This window comes from Phyllobacterium sp. 01N428 (assembly GCF_056399405.1).
The window spans coordinates 191,047-211,363 of record NZ_JBFTRH010000004.1 but is presented as its reverse complement, the minus strand read 5'-3'; the positions used below and the strand labels follow the sequence as shown (position 1 = coordinate 211,363).

Sequence of the window (20,317 nt, the reverse complement as noted above, 5' to 3'; positions counted from 1 at the left end):
GCAAAGGGATGGAAATATCAGGCAAAGGGAACGGCGGCCGTTCCAATTGGCAGCTTGGCTTCGTCCTCGGGTTCAACATGAATGACGACGCTGGCCTCGGGGATCTGTTCCATAAGGGCATTCTCGATCCGGTCGCAGATCACGTGGGCGTCGCCGACGCTCATCTTGGCATCGACCACGAGATGAAACTCGATGAACGTTACCCGGCCGGCAACGCGGGTCTTCAGGTCGTGTACTTCGAGTGCGCCGCCGGCATTGGCAGAAATGACGTCGCGGATCTGGATCGTCTCTTCGGTCGCAACACCCATATCCATGAGCCCCTGGACCGAATTGCCGATGACATTCCAGCCCTGAAACAAAATATTGACCGCAACGATCACGGCAAGGAGCGGGTCGAGGATCGTCCAGCCGGTGAGAACTGCACCCACCAGGCCAGCGAATACACCGACCGAGGTCACAACGTCGGTCATCAGATGCTTGCCATCGGCAAGGAGCGCCGGCGACTTCGCGATACGTCCGCGATTGATGAGAACGGTCGCCCAGATGGCGTTGATGGCCGACGCACCGCCGTTGATGGCGAGACCGAGCCAGGGCTGGTCGAGCGTCTTCGGCGTCTGCCATGCGAACCAGACCTCGCGCAGGATCAAGAGTGCTGCCACGATGATCAGCGCGCCTTCGAGCACAGCCGAGAAATACTCCGCCTTGTGATGACCGTAAGGGTGATTCCGGTCGGCAGGGATATGGCTGACGCGGATCGCCCACCAGGCAGCCAGGGCCGCAACGACGTTGACGATCGATTCGAGCGCATCGGAGTAAAGCGCAACGGAGCCGGTCACGTGGTAAGCGACATACTTCAACGCCAGCACTGTGCAACCGATGATGATCGACCAGAACGCCAGCCGCTGAACTGTAGTTTCTTGGCTCATGCTCAAGCTGCTCGTTGCTTCGCTGCCCGCATCAGGCAGCGCGTTCCTTGGCGCGTCGCGGCAGATGCGCCACGACATTCTCGATCATGCGCATACCAGCATTGTGGCCGAGTGTCATGATGGATTCGGGATGGAATTGCACCGCTGCAATGGGTTCGCTCTTGTGCTCGAACGCCATGATGACACCATCCTCCGTTTCCGCCGTGACGACGAATTCGTCAGGAAGCCGGACCGGATCGGCAAAGATCGAATGGTAACGGCCGACCGTCACTTCCTTCGGAAGGCCCGAGAACACCTTGCCCGGCTTGGTAATGCGAATGCGCGAGGGCTTGCCATGCATCGGCACGTGCAACTGTCGCAACGTACCGCCATAGGCTTCTGCCAACGCCTGAAGGCCTAGGCAGACGCCGAAAATCGGCAGCTCACGTTTGCGCGCCTTCTTGATCGTCGCCTTGCAGTCGAAATCCTCCGGCGTGCCCGGCCCGGGCGAGAGTACGACGAGATCAGGCTTGATCCGGTCAAAAATCTCATCCGGAACCGGGGTTCGCACCGTGGTCACGGTTGCCCCGGTCTGGCGGAAATAATTCGCCAATGTGTGCACGAAGGAATCCTCGTGATCGACGAGCAGGATCTGCAGGCCCTCGCCCACGCGCGCCACGGCGCGCTCTTCGGCAAGAATGTTGGTCTTGTGCGCATCCCGCACCGCGGCGATCATTGCCGAGGCCTTGAGTTCGGTCTCGGCCTCCTCTTCCTCGGGAATGGAGTCGAAAAGCAGGGTTGCGCCGGCGCGAACCTGCGCAATGCCATCCTTGATGCGAATGGTGCGCAGCGTCAGCCCCGTATTCATATCGCCGTTGAAGCTGACCATGCCGATGGCCCCGCCATACCACGCGCGCGGGCTGCGCTCGTTTTCTTCGATAAAGCGCATTGCCCAGAGTTTCGGCGCTCCGGTAACGGTTACCGCCCAGGCATGCGAGAGGAACCCGTCGAACGCATCCATATCCTCGCGCAGACGACCCTCGATGTGGTCGACCGTGTGAATGAGGCGGGAATACATCTCGATCTGGCGCCGGCCGATGACGCGGACCGACCCCGGCTCGCACACGCGGCTCTTGTCGTTACGGTCGACGTCCGAACACATGGTCAGCTCGGACTCGTCCTTCTTCGAGTTGAGCAACTTGATGATCTGTTCGGAATCGGCAATCGCATCCTCGCCGCGTTTGATTGTGCCCGATATCGGGCATGTCTCGATGCGGCGACCGACGACGCGCACGAACATTTCGGGCGAGGCACCGACCAGGTACTCATTGTCGCCGAGATTAATGTAGAACGAGTAAGGCGACGGGTTGATGGCCTTCAGACGCCGCGAAATGACCGACGGCGAGGTTTCGCAGCGCTCATAGAATGTCTGGCCCGGCACCACCTCGAAAAGGTCGCCGCGCTTGAAGCTCTCCTTGGCCTTTTTTACGAGTTCGGCATAGTCGCCCGGATTGTGATCGCCCCGGCCCGGTATCGTGGCGGTCGGCTTGAACGGCTTTGACTCGGTTTCGCGGGACAAGCCTTCGGTCGAAAGGCCGTCAAAGGCGTAGTCGTAACGGTCGAGCCATGCCTTTGCTGCATGGTGATCGACAACCAGAATCTCGTCCGGAAGATAAAGCACGATGTCGCGCTGGTCGTCAGGCCGTTTCAGCTTGTACTGGACCGGATCGAACTGGAAGGCGAGATCATAGCCGAAAGCGCCGTAAAGCCCGAGGCTTGCGTCGTCCTCGGTGAAGAAGAGGCCGACGATGGCACGCAGCACCGTAAAGACTGACGGAATGCGCGAGCGCTCTTCCTCCGTGAAGTGACGGGTCGGCAGCGCTATCTCAAGCTCTATCTTTGTGGCACTCGTGGCAGCGACCGATACTTCGTCCAGTGCCGCGACGGTCTTGCCGATGGAAACGAGAAGGACCTCGCCGCGTTTGTTCAGCGCCTCGATAGTCATATGCCGGCCATTCGAGGTGATGACAACGGGCGGATCGACGATCGCCGTATCCCAACGTGTATAGCGCCCGGGATACTCGTAATTGGACGAAAAGACCGCGCCGCGGCGCTCGTCCAGAGCATCCACGTAGCTGTCGATGGCGCTGGCGTAGGCCGTGCCGATGCGCTGGCGCGAAATTGTTATGCCGCCTTTGGTGTCGAAGATTTCGACGTCGCCCTCAATTCTATGCATCTTGTTCTCCGTCTCGTTGCATTTGGCCTTGGGGGCTTCTGGCGATAAACAAAAAGGCCGCCCGGAAAACCCGTTGCGGCCCTGTTCCCTTTACGCATGCAAAAGGCTGTGCGGCCGCTAAGAGCGGAGCCACCACCAACCAGTGTTGTTAACGTGCGTATTCATGCGCTGATTGTTAGCGGCAGCCGAGGCTGCTTGCAACTGCAAAAACGCGAGGGCTTTCGCGGATTATCAGAAGAGCCCCTCGATCAATCCGTCTTCATTGAGATGGATACGTTCGGCGGAGGGCGATTTCGGCAATCCCGGCATGGTCATGATCTCACCGCAGATGGCGACGACGAAGCCGGCGCCGGCAGCAAGGCGGACCTCGCGTACATGCACCACGTGATTGACCGGCGCGCCCCTGAGATGGGGATTGGTCGAAAAGGAGTATTGAGTCTTGGCCATGCACACCGGCAGATTGCCATAGCCCGCGTCTTCCCATTGCCGGAGTTGTTCGCGCACGCTCGAATCGGCATCGGCCTCGGCACCCCGGTAAATGCGTTTGACGATGGTTTCGATCTTGTCGAAAAGCGGGAGTTCATCCTCGTAGAGCGGCGAGAACTGCGCCGATCCGCTTTCTGCAAGTGCGACGACCTTGTGCGCGAGTTCCTCGATGCCGGCCGAGCCTTCGGCCCAGTGGCGGCAAAGAACGGCTTCAGCGCCGTGGGCGGCGACGAAGGCCTTCAGCGCATCGATCTCGCCTTGCGTATCGGCGGTGAAATGATTGATGGCGACAACGACGGGCACACCGAATTGCCTGACATTCTCCATATGACGGCCGAGATTGGCACAGCCCGCCTTGACGGCTGAAATGTTTTCCCGGCCGAGATCCTCGCGGGCAATGCCGCCATGCATTTTCATCGCCCGGACGGTTGCGACAATGACGGCGGCAGCAGGTTTCAAGCCGGCCTTGCGGCATTTGATATCGAAGAATTTCTCGGCCCCGAGATCGGCACCAAAACCCGCTTCGGTCACCACATAATCGGCAAGCTTCAAAGCCGTTGTCGTCGCGACCACCGAATTGCAGCCATGAGCGATATTGGCAAAGGGACCGCCATGCACGAAAGCGGGGTTGTTCTCCAGCGTTTGCACGAGGTTCGGCTGCATGGCGTCTTTCAGAAGCACGGCCATGGCCTTGTCCGCCTGGAGATCGCGCGCATAGACCGGCGTCTTGTTGAAGCGATAGCCGATGATGATCTCGCCGAGGCGCTGTTCGAGGTCAGCAAGGTCGGTGGCGAGGCAGAGAATGGCCATGACCTCCGAGGCAACCGTGATATCGAAGCCGGACTCGCGCGGAAACCCGTTGGCGACACCGCCGAGCGACGTCGCAATGTCGCGCAAGGCGCGGTCGTTCATGTCCATCACCCGACGCCAGGTGATGCGGCGAGTATCAAGATTAAGCTCGTTGCCCCAATAAACATGATTATCGATCATCGCCGCGAGGAGGTTATGCGCAGCGGTGATCGCATGGAAATCGCCGGTAAAGTGCAGGTTTATGTCTTCCATCGGAATGACCTGCGCATAGCCGCCGCCAGCCGCACCTCCCTTCGTGCCAAAACAAGGGCCCAGCGACGCTTCGCGGATACAGACGATCGCCTTCTTGCCGACGCGGTTCAAACCGTCGCCGAGCCCGACTGTCGTCGTGGTCTTGCCCTCGCCTGCTGGTGTCGGGCTGACGGCCGTTACAAGAATGAGCTTGCCATTCTTGTCCCCCCGCTTGGAGCGAATGAATTCTGCTGAAAGCTTGGCCTTGTCATAGCCGTAAGGAGCCAGGTGCTCGGGTGGAATGCCGATCTTCGCACCGATCTCCACGACCGGCTTTTTTGCCGCGTGACGGGCAATCTCAATATCGGATTTGACGACAGTCATCGCATTCCCCCCATATTGCTATTCATCAAATAGCATTCCGGGAAGAAAATGGGGATAGGCAGATCGGACTATCCCCATTGGCATCGGCTTTGCGCTGCCTATTCGCCCATGGCGATCAGGCTGGCATTGCCGCCGGCTGCGGCAGTATTGACGGAAACGACCTGCTCAAGCGCAAAACGTGCAAGATAGGCGGGCCCGCCAGCCTTTGGCCCGGTACCGGAGAGACCAGACCCGCCGAAGGGCTGCGTACCGACGACGGCGCCGATCGTGTTGCGATTCACGTAGACGTTGCCGACGTCGAGCCGATCGACGACCTTGTTCACGGTGGACTCGATGCGGGTGTGCAGGCCGAAGGTCAGGCCATAGCCCGTCGATGCAATCTGGTCGAGCACCTTGTCGAGGTCCTTGGCCTTCCAGCGCACGACGTGAAGCACAGGTCCGAAAACCTCGCGCTCCAGCACTTCCGGCCGATCAAGCTCGACAATATGCGGCGCAAAGAACAGCCCGTCATTCGGGGCGTCGCCGGCATAATGCACCTTCTGGCTCTTGCGCATGGCCGCTATGTGATCGCGCAGCATCTTGCGCTGGTCGTCATCGATAATCGGCCCGATATCCGTCGAAGGCAAAGACGGATCGCCAACCGTAAGCTCCTTGGCTGCGCCCTCGATCATCTCAAGCATATTGTCGGCGATGTCCTCCTGGAGATAGAGGATGCGCAGCGCCGAACAACGCTGGCCGGCCGACCGGAAAGCCGACATCACCACATCATCGGTGACCTGCTCCGACAGGGCCGTGGCGTCAACGATCATGGCATTGAGCCCGCCGGTCTCGGCGATGAGCGGAACGATCGGCCCCTTCTTGGCGGCAAGGGCGCGGTTGATAGCCCAGGCCGTATCGGTCGAACCCGTAAACGCAACGCCGGCAATCTCGGCGTGCGAGGTCAAGGCCGCGCCGACCGAGCCATCGCCCGGCATATAGAGCACGGCGTCCTTCGGCACACCGGCTTCGTGCAGGATGCGAACTGCCTCATACGCGATCAGCGGCGTCTGCTCGGCTGGCTTGGCAATGACACAATTGCCCGCGGCCAGCGCTGCGGTTACCTGGCCGAGGAAGATCGCCAGCGGGAAATTCCACGGGCTGATGCAGACGAACGCCCCCCGGCCGCGATGACGAAGCTTGTTGTCTTCGCCGGTCGGTCCCGGCATGACCTTGTCGGCGCCGAATTGCCGGCGCGCTTCGGCGGCATAGTAGCGGCAGAAATCCACTGCCTCGCGAATTTCGGCAATGCCGTCATCGATCGTCTTGCCTGCCTCGCGCGAAAGCAGATCGAGCAGGTGATCCCGGTTGTCCTCAAGCAGGTCGCCGGCCCGCTCCAGCATCTTCGCGCGTGCATCGACACCAACTCGCGACCATGCGGAAAAACCCTTGCGCGCAATCGTAACAGCTTTTCCAGCCTCTTCTGCGGTGGTAAACACGACCGAGCCGACCTTCGCGCCGTTGACCGGCGAGATCACATCCTGCGGCTTGCCCGAAGGCTTCAACCCAGCAATCAGCGGAACGGCGTTTACCGGGCGCGATGCCTTGGCGATCCCGCCGAGAAGCGCCGCAAGTTCCGTGCGCACGCCGAGTTCGACGCCGGCCGAATTGGCGCGCTTGCCATAGATTTTCGGCGGCAACGGAATGTTGGGATGCCGGTAGCCCTTGCCGTCATTGAGCTTTTCGGCGGGACGGACGAGGAGATCGGCAATCGGAATGTCATTGTCGCCCACGACCGAAACGAAGGAAGAGTTGGCACCATTCTCGAGGAGCCGGCGCACAAGATAGGCAAGGAGATCACGATAGCCACCAACCGGCGCGTAGATCCGGCAGGCGATCTTGTCGCCCTTTTCGGTTATCTGCTTATAAAGGCTTTCACCCATTCCGTGCAGGCGCTGGAACTCGAAACCGGTCTTGTCGTCACCGGCCATTTCCAGGATCATCGCGACTGTCAGTGCATTATGGGTAGCAAATTGCGGGAAGAGCCGCGGTCGTGCCGCCAGCATACGCTTGGCGCAGGCAAGATAAGACGCATCTGTCGCCGGCTTGCGCGTAAACACCGGATAGTCGGCGAGCCCACGTTCCTGCGCACGCTTGACCTCCGTATCCCAATAGGCGCCCTTGACCAGGCGCACCATCATCTTGCGGCCGTGCCGGGCCGCGAGGCGATCTACATGCTCGATAACGTCGAGCGCCCGCTTCTGGTAGGCCTGGATGGCGAGCCCGAATCCGTCCCAGCCTGCGAGAGAGGGATCCCCGAAAACCCGGTCGATCACATCGAGCGAAAGTTCGAGCCGGTCAGCTTCTTCGGCGTCGACAGTGAAATTCAGATCGTAGGACTTCGCCTTTTGCGCCAGCGCCAGCAGGTCAGGCACGAGTTCGGCCATGACCTGGTCGTGGTGGGTGGCAAGGTAGCGCGGGTGCAGCGCGGAAAGCTTGACCGAGATGCCCATGCGGTCGGGAAGCTTCTTGTTGCCAGTCGCGCGGCCGATGGCGTCGATCGCATCGGCATATGACTTGAAATAGCCGCGTGCGTCTTTCCGGGTGCGCGCGCCTTCGCCCAGCATGTCGAACGAGTGGCGGTAGCCCTTCGCCTCGTTGGTGCTGGCGCGTTTAAGGGCATCCTTGATGGTCTCGCCGAGAACGAAGTGGTGGCCGAGATAGCGCATCGCCTGCTTGGTTGCGGTACGAACAGTCGGCAGGCCGATGCGCTTGACCAGCGATGAGATGACGCCTTCCGGCGTCTCGCCCGGCTTGATGACCTTGGCGGAGAGACCCAGCGCCCATGCGGAAGCCGAGACAAACCAGGTATCGCCGCTCGGCTCGTGTTCGGACCAATGGCCCTGCTTGAGCTTGTCTTCAATCAGCTTGTCTTGCGTCGCCGCGTCGGGGACCCTCAGCAGCGCTTCGGCGAGCACCATCAATGCCAGCCCCTCGCGGGTCGACAGGCCGTATTCCCGCAGGAAATCCTCGACCCCGCCAATGCCGCGCGCTTCCTTGCGGATGGTGGCGATGTATCTGCTGGCGCGTGCGTCGATACGGCGGTTAACATCCTCCGGCAGCGCAATCGTCTTCAGAAGGCTGGCGACGAGTTCCTGGTCGTCGACCGCGTAGGGCGCGGAAAAATCATTGGTTGTGGGCATTTGAACGGTCATCATGGTCCCCTTATTGATTTTTCCCATATAATCTATTCTACTTGGTCATTCTCACCAATGAGTGACGCATATTTGATGAAAAAGACCAAAAACGAGGTATAATTTAGTGATGAAGAATCTGGATAGCCTGGATCGCAGGATTTTGCGCGAGTTGCAGAAGGACGGCCGCCTTTCCAACACCGAGCTTTCCGAGCGTATCAGCCTTTCGCAAACGGCCACAACCGAACGGGTAAAGCGCCTGACTCGCGATGGCTATATCCTTGGCTATACGGCAAAATTGTCGCCCAAAAAACTTGACCGCGCAATGCTGGTCTTTGTGGAAATCAAGCTCGACCGCACGACGCCGGACGTATTTGCTACCTTTGCCGCCGCCACGCGCCGCAACCCCGATGTAATGGAGTGCCATATGGTCGCCGGCGGCTTCGATTATTTGATCAAGGCCCGCGTCGCCGACATGGAGCACTACCGGCGGTTTCTGTCCGATGCCCTTCTTTCCTTGCCTGGAGTGCGCGAAACGCACACCTACGCCGTTATGGAAGAGGTGAAGGAATCGTCGGCCTTGCCGGTCTGAACCCTCAACCGCATACCTTACGACGCACAACCGTGCATGCGTGGTGACCGCGACCGATTTGCGCCATGACTTGAGCGTTGAAGGCAGAAGCACCCGCGCCGGGCCAGCGGCGTATCGGACAGGATAGGCTTTTCCGACTGCGGCAACAGCCTTGCCATCAAACTTGGAGGTGTATGCTCATGCGGAGTTTGCCGTTTAGCATCACCCTGGTCGTGAAAAGGATCCGGAATCGCTGGCAAGTGACCATCCGGATCCAATTCAACTAACCAGGAAAGAGGGTGGGCGAAAGCTCGCCCTCACTCCAGCATCAAATATAGCAATTTACCAAGCCAAGTCCACTACTGCTGCAGCACCTGCTTTATGTCGATAAGGTTTGAGCGCACCCGCAGGATGTAGAAACCCATCGTCGTCAGATGGTTCGGCAACAGCCAGCCGCCCTCGCTGCCATTGGCGATAATCCACGGCTTGATGTTGAGCGCCGAACGCAATTGTCCGTCCATGCCGTCCCAAAGCGGTGCCAGATGCTTTTCCTGCAGAACCTGGTTGAAGTCGACCTGTGCGGCGTTCATGAGACCGTAATAGGCATAAAGCTGCCCGTACGCGAACCAGAAGCGGTCGTCGGCGCGGAAATCGAACCAGCCGTAGTTATTGTTTTCGGATCTGTCCTTGAGAATGGCGGAAGTTCCGCCGATGTCGTTGGCAATGCGGTCGATGAACTGGATAAGATTGTCGGCGCGCGCATCGAAGATGGCGTTGCAACTCTCAAGCTTGGCGTTGAACGTGCGCAGGTCGCGTACGGCCGAGCGATAATAGCTCGGCGTCGGCGTCTTCGGACCGAATGGATTGAGGCCAAAATACCAGGAATCTTCAGCAAACTGCAGGTTGCCGCGTGCCTTCTGCAGGTCTGCATCGATCTGCGACGTGCCGCGGATACGGCCGAGCGTATCGACGAGTTCGACTGCGGTACGCCGCACCGCATTGTTGATGCCGCGCTGGAACGACGCCTTGTTGTCCATGAAGGGCGTGTCGTCCCAATCCTTGCCGAAAAAGCCGAGCTTATAAAGCAGCATGGATGATATCCATCCATTCTGGTTCACGTTGAAGTCGGTCAGATCGGCCGTTACTTCGACGATTGCCGAACGTGCGCATGTCTTTGCGCCGGTTGCAGCCGCCTGCGCTATCGGCTCGCCCGCGGGAACGTTGCGGCTCTTGAAATCATAGACATTAACGTAGTCGGGATTGAAATTGGTCCAGACCTGCGTGTTGTAGAAGAAATAGCCGTAGAGCCCCAGCCAGACCAGGACCAGAACGCCAAGCACTGCCTTTAGAATGAGGCCGCGCTGGCCATACCATTTGCCGATCCAAATGAAGGGCCAGAGGATAAGACCGATCAGAAAACCGATCCCGCGCCCGATATAATAAAACAAACGGCTGAAAAAATTGATCACGGGCTCGAGCATCCTGTTTCCTCGTTACTGTTCAAGTCCATAGAGCCGTTTGTGCAGCCCCTCAGGCTTCTCACATAGGCGGTTTTGAAGGTGCGGACAATGTTGCGTTGCGAATTAACACCGCTGCCATGAGACGGGTAATCGTCTCATGTACAAAACTACGACAACCCGTACATCTTCTTTCGCAACCCTTCCTTGTCCTTGAGATACTTCGCCTTGAGTATGTCGACGACGTGCTCCTGATAGGCCGGGTTCCACGTTTGGTAGTCGGCATAGAACCCGGGCTTGTTGAAGACATAGCGGGCGAGGAAATCGAAGGGGACGAAATCGCTGATCAACTGATTGACGAGCCAGGCGTCGGCGTGGCGCGGTGCGGCCCGCACGACGAGGAATCGTCGCTTGGGCTCGATCTCCGCCATGTTGAGCTGGCCGGTCTGGCTGATCTCGCGCTTGGCGGCATTGAGGAACGGCCAGGTGCCGTCATGATTGATCGATGCAGCATTGGCGTGGATCCAGGTCTGCAGCCAGATATGGTCGATGTTGCGCAAGTCGCGGTCGGGTTCCAGTGTCTGGATGAGATGGCGAATGACCATCTCACCGCGATTTTCGAGGTATCCGGACTGTTCGATCCAGGATGCGCGCGGTAATTCAAGCCGTGAGGTCGTTGCGAGAAACTGGAAAACCGCTTCGGCATCCCGGATCGAGATATAGTTCACTTGCCAAGGGCGCGAGCGACGAAAGCCGGGGGCTGATGGATCGCCGATGACGGTCGTGGTGTTGTCATCGACGAAGATATATGTGCCGCCGAAATGGCTGGTCCAATAGGCACGGTGGCGGAAGATCACCTTGTCGGGCACGAGCGAGTTCTCGCGTATGTCGCCGGTGACCTTGGCAAGCGCTACCATGCGCGTGATCATGGCATCGTCGCGCCATGCGTCCGGTTCGTTCTGCAGCCGGTCGACGAGCAGCCGCAGTTCCGCTGCCTGGCCCATGACATTTTCGGCCGAAAGCACCCGGAATTCCACCTGATTGATCGAAAGCAAATCCTCGATATCGTTGACCACCGACACCGAGTCTTCGATCTCCCCGTAGATGACGTCCTTGATCGTCAGCGCATTGATGGCGCGGGCATTGTTCGAAAAGAACTCATACATCAACTGCGATGTGTTGGAGAACTGGGTGTGAACCACAGGAAGGTCGGCCTGCGCCGGCGTAAGGATGATGAAGCGGCGATTGACGCCGTTCGGATCGAGATAGGACGGATCCTTCAGTTCAGCGGCAATTTCCGGCGAGAACCCGGTGCGGTCGATATTGAAGGCACTGAGTTGCGTTGCGGCAAAGCCAAAGGCTGCGAGCGCGCGATTGTAGCGTTCGATCAGATGCGGCTGGTCGACGTTGAGCAGGCGGCCATAGATCAGTTCGTTTTCGTAGAGCAGATCCACCGATCACACCCCTCTGCGCTGCCGCGCATCTTCCCCAAAAGTGGGAAGATCGGCCTTGCCTGAAAGCGACACGAGACTAAACATCCCACTGTCCTTTCGCCTTCAAGGTCTCGACTTCGCGCACCGCTCGCTCGCGCAGCCTCGCGTCGCGGACCATTTTTTCCACGGCAGCATCATCGGACTTATCGGCGTAGCGGAACTCGGAATCCGCATAGCGGTTGGTTTCCTGCAGCACCATTTCCATCGTGAACGGCTTGCGCAGTTCCTCGATCATCGCTTTCTTCTCGTCATAACCCTTATGCATGAAGGTCTCGGGCTTCTCGAACCATTCGTCGGGTAGCTCGACATCCATCGCCCGCATCTTGATGGCATCGGTGACATTCTTGATGGCGCGGCCGGTAAAACGTGGTTCGCGCTCCTTGATCATATGGAGGTAGGTGCCGATATCGGCGAGCGTCTCCGGCGCGCCGTTTTCGGCAATGAAGCGGTCATAGACGGTGCGAAGCCCGTCCTCCTGGGGCTCCGAAAGTTGATCATAGGCGGTCTCGACAGCGCGTTCGATCTGTTGTGCCTCGAAGAGCTTGTGGTCGCCGAGCGGAATCTTATGATTCTTGCCGGCGAGCAGCGCAAAAATGTCGATATAGTCGTCGCGGGATTGTGGGCCGTCCACCAGCCACCGGGCACCTGCCCGCTGGCGCAGCGCATCGTCGACATTCTCGGGGTAGTTGGAAAACATACCGAACGCGCAATTGCCCCGCACAACGGTCGAGGCGCCGGAAAATGCCTCCATCAAAACACCGGTGATTTCGTGCTGGCCGGACGAGGCCCGATCATCGGAGGGCTTTGCCGCCACCTGGTCGATATCATCGATCGTCCCGAAGCCGATGACGCGCGGGTTGAGCACGTTGGTGACGAACTGCTTGCAGTTCTGCCCCGACTTGCCCTGATAGGACGAGATCTGGTCGACGCCGAAATTCTCATAATGGAAGGGATAGCCCGCGACCTGGCAGTAATCATTGACGAGTCCGGCGATCATCTGGATGAGCGTCGTCTTGCCCGTGCCGGGCGCGCCGTCGCCGATAAAAGTGAAGAGAAATCCGCCAAGCTCGACAAAGGGATTGAGCTGCCGGTCGAAATCATAGGCCATCAGCATTTTTGACAGTTTCAGCGCCTGGAACTTGGCGATGTGATTACCGACGACTTCATCGGGTTTCTTGAAAGTCATCGTCAGCGGCGTGCGCTTCTTCGATGGCGCAACGTCGAAACCATCCAGCGTGAAATCATCGCTGTCCAGCCGCAAATGTGTGTCTTCGAAATTGCCCAGGCCATCGAAGCGTGCCTTGCGACGCAGCAGCCTTTCGATCGACTGCGCCGCGAACGCCTTGGCTCGCGAGAGCATGGCCTGTTCATCGCTGGCGCCGGAGATCGTCCTGTCGAGCCCGGCAATTACCGATTTCAGCGCATCCTGCGCCGTATCGAAATTGAAATCGGGTTCAGCAATATCGCTGACGGGTTCCGCATCGGATTCGACAAACTGCGCAAGGTAAGCAGACAGTGTAAATGCCGCTACGTAAGCCGCAGCTGACAAAAGTCGCTTGAAGCGGCTCGCATCCTCGCCCTGCAGCGGTGCTGACGCATTGCGGGCACCAAGGCTCTCAAGGTCGCTCTGACGCCCGAAAATATCGGCAACCGCAAGCGCGACGGCGACACCCCGGCGGGCGCGAAACAGCAATGTATGCTGCGCGATCGACAGCATCGGGTCGTCGGGTCGAACGGACTGGATCGACTTTGCCAATTCGACTTCGCGCGTCTTCCGCAGACCGCCAGTCGAAATGGTAGGAACGAAACGTCGGCCGGTTCCGGCGATCTCGGTGCCGGCTTTGCCCTCGCCAGTCTCAAGAGAGACAAAACGCGTCACCATCGCCTGCGCTACCGCCAGATGCCGGGCAATGTCCTGTTCGCTGATGGTCGTCAGACCGATATCCATGGCCGTCTCCTCAAATGCGGCGTCGCCTGCCGGCAAAATCCGGGCATCTAGATGCCGCTTATCACCTGGCCGTTGGACAGGATATGCGTCTGGAACCCCGTGAAGATGCGCGATGCTTCGCCGGACGCATAAAGCGCCTGATATGCTTCGTGCGGCACCAGCGCATGCTGTTCATAATGGCTGACGCCCTGGCGCGTGGCTTCCAGATCGTCGGTATTGATGTGGAATTCCTCGCGCGCAGGCTCCGACGACCAGAGCCCGCGTTTGCCCGGCTTCTCGGCGACCGAAAATACCTCCTGCAATGTCCAGGTGAGAAGCCACGCGTCTTCCGGGCGGCGCACGCTGCCCAGCACGTCGGCAACCTTCTGATTGTGCTCGGTAATACCGGCCGTATAAAACGGGCCGAGCACGAAACGGCGCAACTGCTTGGGATGAAGCTCAGGAAAGTCCTGATCGAGGCTGGTCGCGATCGTCACCGGCGAAAGCGAATAGGCCGAATTCCTGGCCGCGAAATCATCGAAGCGGCGCGCCAGGACCGGATTAAGCAGGCCACCGACCGGAAGCGGAATTTTCACAGCAGGATTGAGCTTGCCGTCCTTTCCGACCAGCGCCTCGACCATATCCTCCGAGGAATCCTCGATCACAGCCATATAGACGAGCGGCAGGTTTGAAGCACCGTCGAAGGCGCCCCAATGCACGACGTAGAACGGGCGCATCGTCTTCGGATTGACGGAAACACGGATGGTTTCCGGCAAAAGGAAGGGTGAGAAAACTTCGCCCTTTTCGACGGTCTCAAGATAAACGCGCTCCGCCATCGAACGCTGCAGGTCATGGGGAAAGTCGCGGCTGCGTAGAATGAAATCGGCCATTTCACCCCGCAGCGCCTCGGCCGGTGGGATTGCCGCAAGCCTTGCCTTGGCATCCTTCTTGTCGTTCTCAAGTTCAAGAACGTTCTGAAACACCGGAAATCCGCTATCGGCGCGCGAAATGCGGAACCGTTCGGCAAAGCCGAGCCGGTTGCGCCAGCAGTCGAACGAGGCGCTCAGCCGCTGCAGGTATTGCGCGACGGTCTGGGCCACCAGGTCATGCTTGTAGAGCGGGGAATCCTGCTGGTTCAAGAATATGCCGAGCCCGTCCAGCGCAGAGCGAATGGCGCCAAAATAGCGCTCGGCCGCCCCGATGTCCGCTTTGTCGTCCATAGACTAGCTCTTCACGTAGTCGGCGGTGTTGTGCTTCTTGAGTACTTCGGAGAACCGGCGCGAGAATGCATCGTCGGCGAGCTTCTTGCGTCGCTGTATATCCTGCGAACTCACCATGTTCTTCTCATGCATTTCGAGAAGGTCGCCAATGTGCTTTTGTGCAGCGGCGCCCACACCGGCCATCGTCTCTTCGGCCGCCGTGTCGACCTTGCTGCCGAGCGTATTGATCTTGTGCGCAACGTCCTGCTGCGCCGCCGTCTTCAACGAATCCTCGAGCGCCTTGTAAAGGACGATGCGCTGTTCGGTATCGATCGACAACTTGTTGATCAGTGTGCTTTGCGCGGCGATCTGATTGTTGAGGGAATCGACGAAGGTCTGGAACATTGAGGTATAGCGCTCCAGTGTCTGGCTTTCGGCGAGCAGTTCCTGCTCCTTCGCCTGACGCTCATTGTACTCGGTCGCAAGCTTTGAGCGCTCGCCTTCGAGCGCGGCCCGTGCGCCCTGATCCGTTGACGCGGCGATGCGGTTTTCGATGTCGAGCAGTTGCGGGTTCAGTTCCTCGATTCGCTTCTGCGTGGCTTCGAGATTGGCGATCGTCGTCTTGCGCCGTTCGATGACCGAGGCGAGGCTTGTCTCCGACGTCTTGTAGCGCTGGTCGAGCACGCCCTTTTGCTCCTTCAGGATACCCACGATGCGATCGGACTTGGCAAGAAGCTCCTGCAGGTTGCCAGCAAGCGACATGTTGCGGACGCGGTCGGAACGCATGCGCTGCATCTTCTGTTTCGAAAACACGCCTATGAATTTTTCCCAGCCGGAATAGCCCTTCATGCTCTCGAATTCGGAGCCGAAGACGTTGGTGGCATCCTCAAGACCGATGATGAGTTCAGCGATATTGCCTTCCATCACCTTCTGCTGCCGCAGCACGTCATCAATGCGGGCATTTTCGATATCGAAGTCTGATGCGCCGATCTTTTCATCTGCCTTGGCGAACTTGTCGAGAACGACGCTCGACTGGTCGATCTTGGTCCGCATGTCATTGACCATGGACCGCGTCTTTTCGATTTCAGCATCGAAATTCTGCAAACTCGCCATTAGAATATTTCCTTTGTTTCCCAATAATAATTTCCGCCTCGAGCAGCGAATATAGACACGCCACACTGTGAATAAAACCCTACCAATGTACGACGACGCACAAGTAATCTATCACACTGGTGTTCTGGCCATGCGCCTTGCTATAGAACGGCGGGCATAGCGGCATGGGCGCGGTAGCAATCACATGGGTTCGACTTCCAAAACGACGCTGAAAACGGTGTTCCGCATCGACTTTCCGAATAAGGACCGGCTCGGTCGCGGGAAGATGCAACTGCTCGAGCGCATTGCCGCCACCGGTTCGATCTCGGCTGCTGGCCGGTCGATGGATATGTCCTACAGGCGGGCCTGGCTGCTGGTCAGTGAAATGAACAAAATGTTCGCGGCCCCGGTTGTCGATTCGCAGCGAGGCGGCAAGCAAGGTGGGGGCGCGGTCGTCACCGCCTTCGGTGAAGAACTCCTCAAGCATTTCCACGCCATGGAGGCGAAAATCGCTGCGGCAATTGCCGAGGACATCGATTGGCTGGACGCCAACCGCAGCAGGACGACGACGTCGCCCGACGATCAGTAGGGCTCCAGCGCCACTGTCTTGATGATGGCGAAGACGGGAAGCCCCAGCTTCAAACCCAATCTCTCGCAGGATAGCTGCGTGATGCGCGCGAGGATCGGCGCACCGTCGCATTCGATGCGGATGTCAGCGGAGCCGGCTGCGTCGAGACTGATCGCCTCGACGGTTCCCTCGATGATGTTCAGCGCACTCAGATGCTCCGGCCGCATGGTCGACAGCATGACATCCTTGGCGAGGATATGAACGCGGACCGATCGGCCTTCGGCAATCTCCGTGCCCGAAACATAGAGGCGGGAAGAGTTGAACCCGATGGTGGCAAGCCGGTGAACAGCGTCGTACGTCACGACCTTGCCCTCGACAACCGCGCCGGCTTCGCGCTTTGAGGCCGCTACCGAGACGGAGGTTGCGTTGAGAACGTCTGTCGCGGCGCCCGCCATGGCGACCTTGCCCTCGCTCAGCAGGATCACCCTGTCGGCAAGGCGCGCGACCTCCGCGACCGAATGGCTGACATAGATGATCGGGATATTCATCTCGTCACGCAGCGCCTCGAGATAGGGCAGGATCTCGGCTTTGCGGGTGTCGTCCAGCGCCGCGAGCGGCTCATCCATCAAGAGCAGGCGCGGCGACGACAAAAGCCCCCTGCCGATGGCAACGCGCTGCTTTTCGCCGCCCGAGAGCTTTCCGGGCCGACGGTCGAGAAGTCCGCCGATGCCAAGGAGGTCGACAATCTTCGCAAGATTGTCCGCCCGATCCTGCTTCGGCGTGAACCAGCGTCCGTAGTTGAGGTTTTGCAGCACCGATAGGTGCGGAAACAGCCTCCCTTCCTGGAACACCGTCGCGAAGCGGCGCTTGTGCTTCGCCACGAAGATGCCGCGCTGCGTATCGAGCAGAACATCGCCATCGAAAACGATCCTGCCCTCCGCGGGACGCGCCAAGCCCGCAATGATCCGGATCACCGAAGTCTTGCCTGACCCCGAACGTCCAAACAGGGCAGTGACGCCGCTTTCCGAAACGAACGCCACGTCGAGATCGAAGGCGCCAAGCCGTTGCTTCGCCTCAAACTGCAGCCTCATTCGAATTCCACCCGACGTCCGACGAGATATGCCATGAATTCCGATGCCATCAGCGCGGCCATCGATATGACGACGGAGATCATCGTCAGCCGGAATGCGGCGGCGTCGCCCCCCGGCACCTGGGTGAACGTATAGATCGCTGCCGAGAGCGTCTGCGTTTCGCCGGGGATATTTGAAACGAAGGTTATCGTCGCGCCGAACTCGCCCATCGCCTTGGCAAAGGAAAGGATCATGCCGGCAATAATTCCCGGCAGGATCAGCGGCAGCGTTACGGTGAGGAACACCCAGGCCGGGCTTGCGCCGAGCGTGGCCGCGGCATCCTCGAGGCGGCGGTCGACCGCCTCGACTGACAGGCGGATGCTGCGCACCATCAAGGGAAACCCCATTACGCCGCAGGCAAGCGCGGCGCCAGTCCAGCGGAAGGAAAGGACGATGCCAAGGTATTCGGCCAGGAATGCGCCGATTGGGCCGCGCCTGCCGAAAAGTATCAGGAGAATGAATCCGGTAACGACCGGTGGTAGGATGAGCGGCAGATGGACGAGGCCGTTGAGGATGGATTTGCCCCAGAATTTTCCGCGGGCGAGCAGGATGCCGACGAAGATGCCGGGAATGAGGCTGGCAAGCATCGCAACTGAAGCAATCCGCAGCGTAAGGTGGACCGCAGTCCACTCTTCATTGCTTAATGCAAACCAGTCCAATGCATGCCCCTCGCCCGTTCAAATTGCAGGACTATCCGAACGCAAGGTCCGGATAGTCCGCGGATGTTATTTCAACACGGTAAATCCTTGCTTTTCAAAGAATGGCGTTGCCTTGTCCGATTTGATGTAGTCGAGCAGCGACGCAGCATCCGGGTTCTTGCTTTCGGCGAGAAGCGCGATCGGGTAGATGATCGGCTTGTGGCTGTCCTCAGGGAACGTGCCGACAATCTTCACTTCCTTGTCGGCGGCTGCATCGGTCTGGTAGACGATGCCGTAAGGCGCCTCGCCGCGCGATACGAGCAGGAGCGCGGCACGCACGCTTTCCGCGCCGGCAACCTTCTTTTCAACCGACGACCACACGCCAAGCGACTCAAGCGCCTCCTTGCCGTATTTGCCGGCCGGGACGGAATCGACCGCCCCCATTGCAAGGCGGCCATCGCCAAGAAGCTTTGCAAGATCAAAGCCTTTCTTGATTTCAACGGGTTCCGCCTTGTCCTTGCCAGCGACGAGGACGATGCGGTTGCCCAGAAGGTTCTTGCGCGTATCCGCCTTGATCAGGTTCTTCTTGGCGACATAATCCATCCAGTCGAGATCGGCCGAAACGAAGATATCGGCCGGCGCGCCGGATTCGATCTGCTTGGCGAGCGCCGAGCTAGCCGCATAGGATATCGCCGTTTCCTTGCCGGACTCTTTCGTCCAGGCGGCGGCGATATCGTCAAGGGCGTTCTTGAGGCTTGCCGCAGCAAAAACCGTGACCTTCTCCTGCGCCTGTGCCGTTGCAACCGGCCCTGCTATGCCAAGCCACGCCGCCGCACATGCGGCCGCTGCCAATTTCAACCATTGCCGACGTTGAATGCCCATTTAACCCTCCAGTTCAGGCGTTCGAGATATTTTTCTGAATATATCGGTGGGCATCATATAGCCAGTGTTATATTTCTTGAAACATATTGCTCGGTGAATGGAGGATCGGCGCATGCAACGGATAGCGTTTTTGGCATTGCTTTTCCTGAGCTTCGCGTTTGCGGCACGGGCAGAAACCTTCACCGACGCAGCGGGTCGAACCGTCGAACTTCCGGCGCGCGTCGAACGCATCATGGCGGCAGGCCCGCCCGCCTCCGTTCTCCTATATGTGCTGGCGCCGCGAAAGCTTGCAGGCTGGGTGCACGCCCCCTCGTCCGCGGAGGGCAAGCTCCTTCTCCCGGATGCACTGAAATTGCCAGAACTGGGGCGGCTGACCGGCAAAGGGAATGCGATCCGCGCCGACATCGTGACGAAGGCCAAGCCGGATTTGATTATCGATGTGGGCGATGTCAGCGAGGAATATGCGGCTCTCGCATCGCGTATCCAGAACGAGACCGGCGTGCCCTATATACTCCTCGACGGAAGCCTCGCGAAGACGCCCGAGGTTTTCGAGACGTTGGGGAAGGTCGTCGGAGAACCGGAACGCGGCACGGAACTTGCGCAATACGCCAGGATGACGCTGGACAAGCTTAACGAGGGTCTCGCCAGGATTCCCGCGGACCACCGTCCCCGGGTCTATTACGGGCGGGGCGCCGATGGAATGCAGACTGGGCTCGCCGGTTCGATCAATCTCGAGCTGCTCGACGCCCTCGGCGCCGTCAATGTTGCGGCCGAAAAGGGGCAAGGCGGATTGGCGAAAGTGACGCCGGACGAGGTCGTCAAATGGAATCCCGACATTATCATTGCAGCGGACCCGAAATTCGCTGCAATGGCGGGATCCGACCCTGCCTGGAGCGGCATCAATGCAGTGAAAAGCGGCCGTGTCCTTGTCCAGCCGGCACTGCCCTTCGGCTGGTTCGACGGGCCGCCGGGCGTCAACCGCCTGATCGGCATAATCTGGCTGGAACAATTGCTCTATCCCGATGTATTCCCGACCGACCTGCGCAAGGAAGCGAAAGCGTTTTACAAGACCTTCTATCAAGTGGATCTCAGCGACGCGCAATTTGACCGATTATTGCAGGAAAAGCCCTAGGAGCGA

The 20,317-nt window shown here is 59.1% G+C and carries 15 protein-coding genes; 3 read left to right on the top strand and 12 right to left on the bottom strand.

Features of this window, described 5'->3' with window-relative positions; translation table 11 throughout:
• Positions 1 to 17: 17 nt before the first annotated feature.
• From AC1DNI_RS12845 to putA, 4 genes are all read right to left on the bottom strand, one after another.
• Positions 18 to 926, bottom strand: a complete 909-nt coding sequence (locus AC1DNI_RS12845; RefSeq protein ID WP_027233464.1) for a cation diffusion facilitator family transporter — start codon at positions 924 to 926, stop codon at positions 18 to 20.
• Between the two features lie 31 nt (positions 927 to 957).
• Positions 958 to 3,141 (bottom strand): anthranilate synthase, encoded by a 2,184-nt coding sequence (locus AC1DNI_RS12840; RefSeq protein WP_477692111.1) that lies wholly within the window; start codon positions 3,139 to 3,141, stop codon positions 958 to 960.
• Between the two features lie 231 nt (positions 3,142 to 3,372).
• On the bottom strand, positions 3,373 to 5,052 hold the full coding sequence (locus AC1DNI_RS12835) for a formate--tetrahydrofolate ligase (RefSeq protein ID WP_477692110.1): 1,680 nt from the start codon (positions 5,050 to 5,052) through the stop codon (positions 3,373 to 3,375).
• A gap of 98 nt (positions 5,053 to 5,150) precedes the next feature.
• Positions 5,151 to 8,243, bottom strand: a complete 3,093-nt coding sequence (gene putA, locus AC1DNI_RS12830; protein ID WP_477692109.1) for a bifunctional proline dehydrogenase/L-glutamate gamma-semialdehyde dehydrogenase PutA — start codon at positions 8,241 to 8,243, stop codon at positions 5,151 to 5,153.
• Between the two features lie 109 nt (positions 8,244 to 8,352).
• Here putA and AC1DNI_RS12825 point away from each other — a divergent pair, with 109 nt between their 5' ends.
• On the top strand, positions 8,353 to 8,814 hold the full coding sequence (locus AC1DNI_RS12825; protein ID WP_027233468.1) for an Lrp/AsnC ligand binding domain-containing protein: 462 nt from the start codon (positions 8,353 to 8,355) through the stop codon (positions 8,812 to 8,814).
• Positions 8,815 to 9,152: 338 nt separating this feature from the next.
• On the opposite strand, the gene AC1DNI_RS12820 is transcribed toward AC1DNI_RS12825, so the two are convergent.
• From AC1DNI_RS12820 to AC1DNI_RS12800, 5 genes are all read right to left on the bottom strand, one after another.
• Positions 9,153 to 10,274 carry a DUF2333 family protein gene (locus AC1DNI_RS12820; protein WP_027233469.1) on the bottom strand — a complete coding sequence of 374 codons (1,122 nt, stop codon included), beginning with the start codon at positions 10,272 to 10,274 and terminating at the stop codon, positions 9,153 to 9,155.
• 146 nt (positions 10,275 to 10,420) lie between these two features.
• A complete protein-coding gene (locus tag AC1DNI_RS12815) occupies positions 10,421 to 11,704 on the bottom strand; it encodes a DUF6638 family protein (protein ID WP_477692108.1) in 1,284 nt (427 codons plus the stop codon).
• Positions 11,705 to 11,780: 76 nt separating this feature from the next.
• Positions 11,781 to 13,691 (bottom strand): AAA family ATPase, encoded by a 1,911-nt coding sequence (locus tag AC1DNI_RS12810; protein WP_477692107.1) that lies wholly within the window; start codon positions 13,689 to 13,691, stop codon positions 11,781 to 11,783.
• 47 nt (positions 13,692 to 13,738) lie between these two features.
• Positions 13,739 to 14,890: a hypothetical protein gene (locus AC1DNI_RS12805; RefSeq protein WP_477692106.1), complete on the bottom strand. Its 1,152-nt coding sequence runs from the start codon at positions 14,888 to 14,890 to the stop codon at positions 13,739 to 13,741.
• Between the two features lie 3 nt (positions 14,891 to 14,893).
• Entirely contained in the window at positions 14,894 to 15,982 is a 1,089-nt protein-coding gene (locus AC1DNI_RS12800; RefSeq protein WP_027233473.1) for a coiled-coil domain-containing protein, read from the bottom strand.
• Positions 15,983 to 16,166: 184 nt separating this feature from the next.
• Between AC1DNI_RS12800 and AC1DNI_RS12795 the strand changes: the two genes are divergently transcribed.
• The gene (locus AC1DNI_RS12795; protein WP_153668413.1) at positions 16,167 to 16,550 is read left to right on the top strand and encodes a winged helix-turn-helix domain-containing protein; all 384 of its coding nucleotides are present in this window, start codon (positions 16,167 to 16,169) and stop codon (positions 16,548 to 16,550) included.
• On the opposite strand, the gene modC is transcribed toward AC1DNI_RS12795, so the two are convergent.
• The 3 genes from modC to modA form a co-directional block, all read right to left on the bottom strand.
• Entirely contained in the window at positions 16,544 to 17,620 is a 1,077-nt protein-coding gene (gene modC, locus AC1DNI_RS12790; protein WP_477692105.1) for a molybdenum ABC transporter ATP-binding protein, read from the bottom strand. The genes AC1DNI_RS12795 and modC overlap by 7 nt on opposite strands.
• Positions 17,617 to 18,318 carry a molybdate ABC transporter permease subunit gene (modB, locus tag AC1DNI_RS12785; RefSeq protein WP_091923883.1) on the bottom strand — a complete coding sequence of 234 codons (702 nt, stop codon included), beginning with the start codon at positions 18,316 to 18,318 and terminating at the stop codon, positions 17,617 to 17,619. The genes modC and modB overlap by 4 nt, the downstream gene beginning before the upstream one ends.
• A gap of 66 nt (positions 18,319 to 18,384) precedes the next feature.
• Positions 18,385 to 19,179 (bottom strand): molybdate ABC transporter substrate-binding protein, encoded by a 795-nt coding sequence (gene modA, locus AC1DNI_RS12780; protein WP_477692104.1) that lies wholly within the window; start codon positions 19,177 to 19,179, stop codon positions 18,385 to 18,387.
• Positions 19,180 to 19,291: 112 nt separating this feature from the next.
• Between modA and AC1DNI_RS12775 the strand changes: the two genes are divergently transcribed.
• On the top strand, positions 19,292 to 20,311 hold the full coding sequence (locus AC1DNI_RS12775) for an iron ABC transporter substrate-binding protein (RefSeq protein WP_477692103.1): 1,020 nt from the start codon (positions 19,292 to 19,294) through the stop codon (positions 20,309 to 20,311).
• Positions 20,312 to 20,317: the final 6 nt, after the last annotated feature.